The sequence below is a fragment of the Kitasatospora sp. NPDC127111 genome (assembly GCF_042677465.1).
GTDB lineage: Bacteria > Actinomycetota > Actinomycetes > Streptomycetales > Streptomycetaceae > Kitasatospora.
The window spans coordinates 1-6,755 of the sequence record NZ_JBHXTG010000146.1; the positions used below are offsets into that span (position 1 = coordinate 1).

Below are 6,755 nucleotides of genomic sequence, written 5' to 3' on the forward strand. Positions count from 1 at the left end.
CGCAGCCGCAGCGAGAAGGGCATCCGCTGGGGCGGCAGACCCCTCATCGCCGCGTGATCCAGCAACCCGGCGAACCTATCCGGTCACAGCACTAGCGGGTTTTGCGGCCGACCGCTCGTCCGAGGACGTGGTGGCCGCCGCCGTGGGGGATGTTGCCGAGTTTCTCGATGTCGACGTGGACCAACTCGCCCGGTGCGGCGCGTTCGTAGCGCCGCACCGGGCGTGCGGTGGCGCGGTCGAGGTGGGCCAGACGGGCGAGGCGGTAGCGGACCAGGACGCGGTGGACGGTGGCGAGCCAGAAGGCCCTCACTCATTTCAAGATCACCACGCCGTGAGCCCCGTCACCAACCTCCGTGGTCAGTACACCTAGTACTGGAAGAGTACTTCCGGATTGTTCGGCGAGGGGCCGTCCAGCAGCGGACTGCGGATCCCCTTCAGCGTCCGGTCGAAGAACGCTGTCAGGTACTCGCGGGTGATCACCACCCCGCGTTCCGGGGAGAGGGGCGGGATCGGGAACCCGGCCTGCTCCTGAAGCACGTCCCCGTCGTCGAAGCTGAAGTGGTCGGCGCCAGCGACCGTCAGCCACTTCTTGAAGCCACCGAGGGCGGCCCAGGTCTGCCCCCACGTGGTGTCGGTGCCGCCGGCCGAGTGGCTGTCGGTCACGCCCAGCATGAGGAGCGGCCGGTTGATCTGGCCGGGCAACGGGGCCGGGTGGAAGGAACCGTCCATGTTCACTCCGGCCCGTACTCGCGGGTCGGCGATCATCGTGGCGGCGGCCGCCGCTCCGCCGAGCGAGTGTCCGGCCATGCCGATCTCGTGCTTGTCGATGAGGTGTGCCAGGTGCCACGCGGTGTTGCCGTGCGTCAGCTGGTCGATCACGAAGGACACGTCCAGCGCGCGGCTGGCGGCTTCGGCGTCGAAGTCGATGGCTTCTGGGTGATCGCAGATCGCGCACGGCGGCGTCTGGCCGTTCTCCAGCGTTTCACCGGTGTCCTCGTAGGTGTGGCCGACGAGCGCGACGACGTAGCCGTGACTGGCCAGGTCGGTCGCGAGCGCGGTGAGCATCATGCGCGGGTTCTCGGACGCGGGTGAGAGGACCACCAGCGGATACTTGCCGCGCTGCGGCCGCGCGCCGTCGAAGGCGTGGGTGGTGACGCTGGAAAGGGCCTGTGGGGTGACGCCGGAACTCGCCGGCAGCTTCCGGTGCTCGATGATTCCGGCTGCCTCGGCGAGGGTCATGTAAGGGGCCGGAGTCCCGGTCCCGGGGACGGCCGGGTAGACCATCGTGACGGTCAGTTGACGGGGGCCGGATGACGGCACCCACGGGTCGGGACGGCTCGCGTCGGTGAGGTGGATGACGTCCTCGCCGGCGGCGTAGGGGCCGGTCGGCGCGGGGAGCGCGCCTTGGAAGGACCGCAGGGGCGCGGCGGCAGCTGTGGCGGCGGTCGCGTGCACGGTGGACGGCGGGGGCGTGGCGGCGAGTCCGGTGCCGGTCGCGGCCACTGATGCGGCGAGACCCAGGATTGCGACAGCGCTGCCACGACGCTTGCGGTTCGAGGTGGTGTTCACCGGCACGATCCTGCCCGGCCCCGCCCTGACGCTCGATCATGCGGGCTTCCGTCTTGAGGGTGGTGCTGGGTATACCCTGAGATCCCCAGCGGCGCGAGGTTCCCTTCGACGGCGCCGTGAGCGCCACCTTCGTCTCGGCCTACGACGAACCCGACGCCAAGCCCTACCGCTGGACCTACGACGGCAGCCCACCCAAAGCCGCATGAACCCCACAACGGGCCCTCCCCGCACCGTGTCGCGCCGAAACGATCACGCGAACGATGGCCACCGGGAGGCGGCCCACTCCCGCCAGCCCGCCCAGCCGGGGGGCGGGCCGGCGACCTCGCCGCCTCCCAACTCCACCGCGTCGGGCTCCTCGAAGTGCGCCCGCCCATCGAGGATGTCGGCCTCGGTCATCGGGAGCGTCTCCTCGGGGTTGGTCGCCCAGCGATGGGCGATCCGGGCGCGTTGCGTCTCATCGTCCACCGGCAGGTAGAGCATGCGGAAGGACGCGCCCTCGGCCTCGACCAGCCAGCGGATCGCAGACCGTTCGTCCCGGGACCAACAGCCGTAGTCCACCACGACGTTGGTGCCCAGTTTCACCGCCTCCAAGGCGAGCCAGAGCATGCGCCCCTCCAACACGTCGCGCTTCCCGTCCGCCTCCGCTGCTCCGAACAGGGGAATCATCCATTCGTCGGGCGTCAGGCGCAGGGCGCCGTGCTCCTCGGCGAGCTGCCGAGCCCTCGTGGTCTTTCCGGCCCCTGGCAGGCCGACCATCAGGAACAACGTGGTCACCCCCAGATCGTGGCAGGACAGCCGGGCGGACGACCACCGCTTTGTCGGCCTGATCACGACCTGCTCTCCGGCGCCCGGACTTGGGCAGATGCGGCGCAAGTCGCGCGCACTCGTCAAGCGTCGAATCGTCCTGACGTGGGTTTCCGCCCCACCAGCGATGAGCCGGAACGCGTGCAGGTAAAAGGCCGGGCCTTCTCGCTGAACGCCTGGGCTCATGACGTCCTGAGCACCCCGTCCGCCGCCAGAAGCGCCGACGCGTCGGCTGGAGCGTCAGCCACAGTCACCCCTCCGCGAATTCCCGCGGGCCAGCACCAGACGCCCCTGCCCGCCCAGTCTGCTGCCCGGCCGGATGCTGCCGGCCGGGCAGGGCGCCGCCTTCCGCCAGCCGCTCGCCGACACCGGCAATCAGCGCCGGACAGCAGCGGACAAGACCTGAACCTGTGCTCAGCCGCCGCCGTAGGTGGCCTGGGTGACCGCGAACACATTGCGGCCGCCCGTGGTCTCCTGCAGCGACCACAGCAGGTCGGGGTTGGTGGCGTCCTCCCAGTAGGAGATGCTCTCGCCGCCGCTCACCCAGGGGAAGGTGGCGGGGCCTGCCGCCGGGGTCCAGTAGTAGAGCTGCTTCTGCCCCGAGGAGTTGAACCACCATCGGCCGTTGTGGGAAGCCACGCCGTTGAGCTTGTACCAGGGCAGCTGGAGGGCCTGACTGGCGGTCGTCGACGCGGCGAACGTCGTCGCCCCGGGCGCGAACGGGAAGCGGACTGCCCTCGGCGGGCGGTTGGGGTACTTGGTGCAGACCGCGTCCGCTGGGCAGGTGTACTCCGCCATCACGATCGACCGGCTGACCCGGTCGAGGGAGATCGACGACCACACCAGCTTGTCGGGGGAGGATGTCTGCGCCGCGACCGTGCCGATCTGGGGCAGCACGTAGGCGTAGTTGTGGGCGTAGTAGACGGAGCCGGACTGGCGGCCGATCTGGTCGGCGGTGCCGCCGGAATCGGTGTTGAGGATCTTGCGCATGTCGAAGATGCGCATGCCTTTTCCGGTGTCGGCGACGTAGAGGTAGTTGCCGTACCAGGAGACGCCGCCGGCGTGGATCGGGATGTCCTTGAAGTCCGGCGCCGCCGCGGTGCCGGTCGGTTCCACCAGGAGGATCTTGCGGTACTTGTTGGGGTAGGTGGCGTCCCAGTCGGCCAGGGTGATCCGGCTGCGCTGCTGGGCGCCGCCACAGCCGTCCGTGGTGTACCAGCTCACCAATACGAGCTGATGACCGTCGTAGTTGCCGCTGTCCGCTGTCCCCACGGCGTCCCGGCTCGTCGTGATGCCCTGGGGGACGCTTTGGCAGTCGGAGTTGTCGCCGTCGTCGAACCGGAAGCCGGTGGACAGGCCGGCGACGGAGAAGGACGAGGGGAGCGCCTGCCGGTCGTGGTTCGCGTTCTCCATCACCGTGTGCACGGCCGAGGTCCCCAGCGTCGTGACGAGTGCCGAGGTGAGGGTGTCGAACTGGTGGTAGTCCGCGGTGAGGGTGTAGTCGGACGCGGGCAGTGCCGTCGGTGCCACGGCGGCCGCCGCCGGCGGTGCGCCGGCGAGCGTGCCGGTGACAAGCAGACCGGCTGCGAACACCGCTCGTGCCGCGGTCCTGACATGACGAATCATCAAGCGAGCCTCTCCACGTGAATGGATCAACGAAGTCACTCACGCTAGGTGCGCATTGAGCATGCCCGCAACACCCCGAGGAAGGCCTGCGGGGCGACGACTGCTGGGACGGGTGTCCTGCAGGTCAGTGGTGCCGGGGCTGGGTCTTGCGCGGCAGTAGCCACACCAGGGCGCAGCAGGCGAGGGTGCCGCGGCGGCCATGGCGAGATAGCACCGCCGGGGCGCTGGCGGCATGCCGCCCCCCCCGGCGGGCGGCGGGGCCAGGTCGTGGCCCGTGTCATCCAGCCGCCCCGGGGGTGGGCGGCGGCTTCAAGCCGTCGCTGCCGGCCGCAAGGGCGGGAAGTAGCCGGACAGCGGGGATGTAGAGGCCGGCCCCGTGCGGGGCCGGCCTTCTTCACTGTCCAGGGTCGAGAAGGTGCTGGCGGGTGGTGGCCAGGGCCCGCCACCTGGCGTGGACGGACCGTCTCCTCGCTGTCGAGCCAGCGGAGGTCCGAGGGCTTCATCGGTGCAGCCATGGTAGAGGCTCCCTTCTCACGGCCACTCAGGCCATGTCCGGCAGCCTTCCGTACCTCGGGGGAACCTCAATTTCGTCTGGGGCCCGGCGGCCGGGCCGGGCGGCCGGTAGGTGGCTGGGAAGTCGGGCACCGCCCGGCGCCGCGCCGCGGCAACCCTTCAGGGCCAGCTCGAAGCCGAAGCCCGGTGCGCAGCCCTCCGCCGCCACCTGGACGACTGATCACCCCCCAGCCGCAGCCTGCCGGCGACTGCAACACGCTCCGGCACCCGCAAACGTCCTTCGGACAGGCCAGAGAGGCCGCGTTGCACCCCCGCGTTGCACCACGGCCGCCCGCACTTGGAGCCCGGCAGGCATGGCGCCGCCCTTTGGGCTACGCGCACAGCTAGGCGTACGGCCAGGCGCTTGGGTACGCGATCAGGTACGCGTTTGGCCTCCAGCAAGTCCGCGCCTGCCTGGCCATCAGCGCTGGTCGGAGCGCTGCCCGGCGGTCCTCACCAGGCCGACATGCCTTCCTCGCATCCTGCCCCGGTGATGAGTGGTGTCGTGGGTGGGGGTGGTCGGTCCGGTCGCTGCGCTGTGCTTCTCTCGCGTCCGGCTGCGGGGCGGCCGACCGCTGCCCCGCAGCCGGACGCCGGTCCACCTAATTAGGGTCTGTTGCGAAAGTGAATCCAGGTTGTGGATGATCAACGTCCGTGCGGCGCGATGATCTGACGAACGGCCAGTGGGGTCGGCTTGAGCCGCTGTTGCCGATGGGCAAGAAGCCCGGCAGACCGCCGGCTTGGACGCGGCGTCAGCTGATCGACGGCATACGGTGGCGGATCAGGACCGGCGCGCCGTGGCGCGATCTCCCGGAGCGATACGGCCCGTGGGACCGGGCTTACGACACCTGTTCCGGCGCTGGCAGCGCGATGGCACCTGGCAGCGGATCTTCGAGCGGCTTCAATCCGAAGCCGATGCGAAAGGCCTGATCACATGGGACGTGAGCGTGGACTCCACGATCGCCCGGGCCCGCAGCCGGGGCGCGCAAAAGGGGGGATCTGCAGAAGGAGCCCCCCGGTGGCGTCGGCAGCGAACCCGACGACCACGGCCTCGGGTGCTCGCGCGGTGGGCTGACAACGAAGCTGCACCTGGCGGTCGAGCAGGGGCAGAAGCCGCTGTCCCTGCTCGTCACCGCCGGTCAGCGGCACGACAGCCCGCAGTTCCAGCCGGTCCTGGAGGGCATCCGCGTGCCCCGTATCGGCCCGGGCCGACCGCGCAACAGGCCGGACAAGGTCCGCGCCGATATGGCATATGGCTCCCGCGCGAACCGCGCCTACCTGTGCAGACGTGGCATCCGCTGCACCATCCCGGAGAAGGCCGATCAGATCCGCAACCGCAAGAAACTCGGTTACCGTGGCGGTCGACCGCCCAAGTTCGACAAGGCCGACTACAAAGAGCGCCATGCGGTTGAATGCGGGATCAATCGACTCAAGCGCCACCGTGCAGTGGCAACGAGATACGACAAGCTTGCCGTTCGCTACGAGGCGACCGTGCTGGTCCCGGCCATCAACGAATGGCTGTGACCAGCCTTCACAACAGCCTCTGAGCGAGGTTGTCGGTGACGCGCTGGAGCACGGAGACTGCAGTCGCGTATTCCTCCTCCGTGATGTCGCCGAGGAGCTCCGCACGCACCCGGTCCATGTGCTCCTTCGCCGTTGCCAGGCCCTCGCGGCCCTGCTCCGTGAGGGTCAGCCGATCGTCCGCGCCGATGCCGAGCCAGCCCCGGTGTACGAGGGCGTCGACGGCGTGGACCATCACCTGGGTGCCCATGCCATAGGGCACGGCCACGGCGCGAATCTCCTCCCGGGTGAGGCCGTGCTCGGCGCGGACGATGTTATTGAGCGCCCACCACTGGGGCTGGGTCACGTCGATGCGTGCCAGGGCGGCTTGCGAGTGCCGCAGGATCGCCTCGGTGGCGCCCCAGGCGACCAGGGCGATGGGCCGCTGTCCGAGCGTGGCGGTGCCGTTCTGCGGGCTGCTTACGGTCGTCATGATCGCCAGGCTAGAACCTCAAGTGCGGTTGAGGTCAAGGTCGTGGCGCTGCCGCCACGAGAGACGAGGAACTTGCCGTGGGCCAAAGTGGCGACCACGCTGGTCGCAGTCCTCAACTAGGGCAGGTATTCGGTCGTGATCAGTGGGCCCGGGTGAGGTCCTTGATCCAGATGACCGCGCCGCGGAGGTGGAGGCCGGCGAGGTAGCTCTC

Annotated in this window: 4 protein-coding genes and 2 pseudogenes; 1 reads left to right on the plus strand and 5 read right to left on the minus strand. The window is 69.6% G+C overall.

The genetic code is table 11. The annotated features are described in order from the left end of the window. Nucleotides 1–94: 94 nt before the first annotated feature. The 4 genes and pseudogenes from ACFVHB_RS39575 to ACFVHB_RS39590 all read right to left on the minus strand — a co-directional run. Nucleotides 95–292: pseudogene (locus ACFVHB_RS39575) on the minus strand (IS481 family transposase); the annotation flags it as partial. Nucleotides 293–366: 74 nt separating this feature from the next. Further along, complete coding sequence (locus ACFVHB_RS39580) at nucleotides 367–1,239, minus strand: alpha/beta hydrolase family protein (protein WP_380332771.1); 873 nt, start codon at nucleotides 1,237–1,239, stop codon at nucleotides 367–369. Nucleotides 1,240–1,818: 579 nt separating this feature from the next. Beyond that, entirely contained in the window at nucleotides 1,819–2,343 is a 525-nt protein-coding gene (locus ACFVHB_RS39585; RefSeq protein ID WP_380332773.1) for an AAA family ATPase, read from the minus strand. Nucleotides 2,344–2,787: 444 nt separating this feature from the next. Then, nucleotides 2,788–3,966, minus strand: coding sequence for a hypothetical protein (locus ACFVHB_RS39590; protein WP_380332774.1), 1,179 nt, complete (start codon nucleotides 3,964–3,966; stop codon nucleotides 2,788–2,790). A 1,239-nt stretch (nucleotides 3,967–5,205) separates the two neighbouring features. On the opposite strand from ACFVHB_RS39590, the pseudogene ACFVHB_RS39595 reads away from it, so the two are divergent. After that, nucleotides 5,206–6,075 (plus strand): annotated as a pseudogene (locus ACFVHB_RS39595) (IS5 family transposase). A gap of 7 nt (nucleotides 6,076–6,082) precedes the next feature. Here the strand turns inward: ACFVHB_RS39595 and ACFVHB_RS39600 are convergent. After that, the gene (locus ACFVHB_RS39600; RefSeq protein WP_380332775.1) at nucleotides 6,083–6,544 is read right to left on the minus strand and encodes a MarR family winged helix-turn-helix transcriptional regulator; all 462 of its coding nucleotides are present in this window, start codon (nucleotides 6,542–6,544) and stop codon (nucleotides 6,083–6,085) included. Nucleotides 6,545–6,755: the final 211 nt, after the last annotated feature.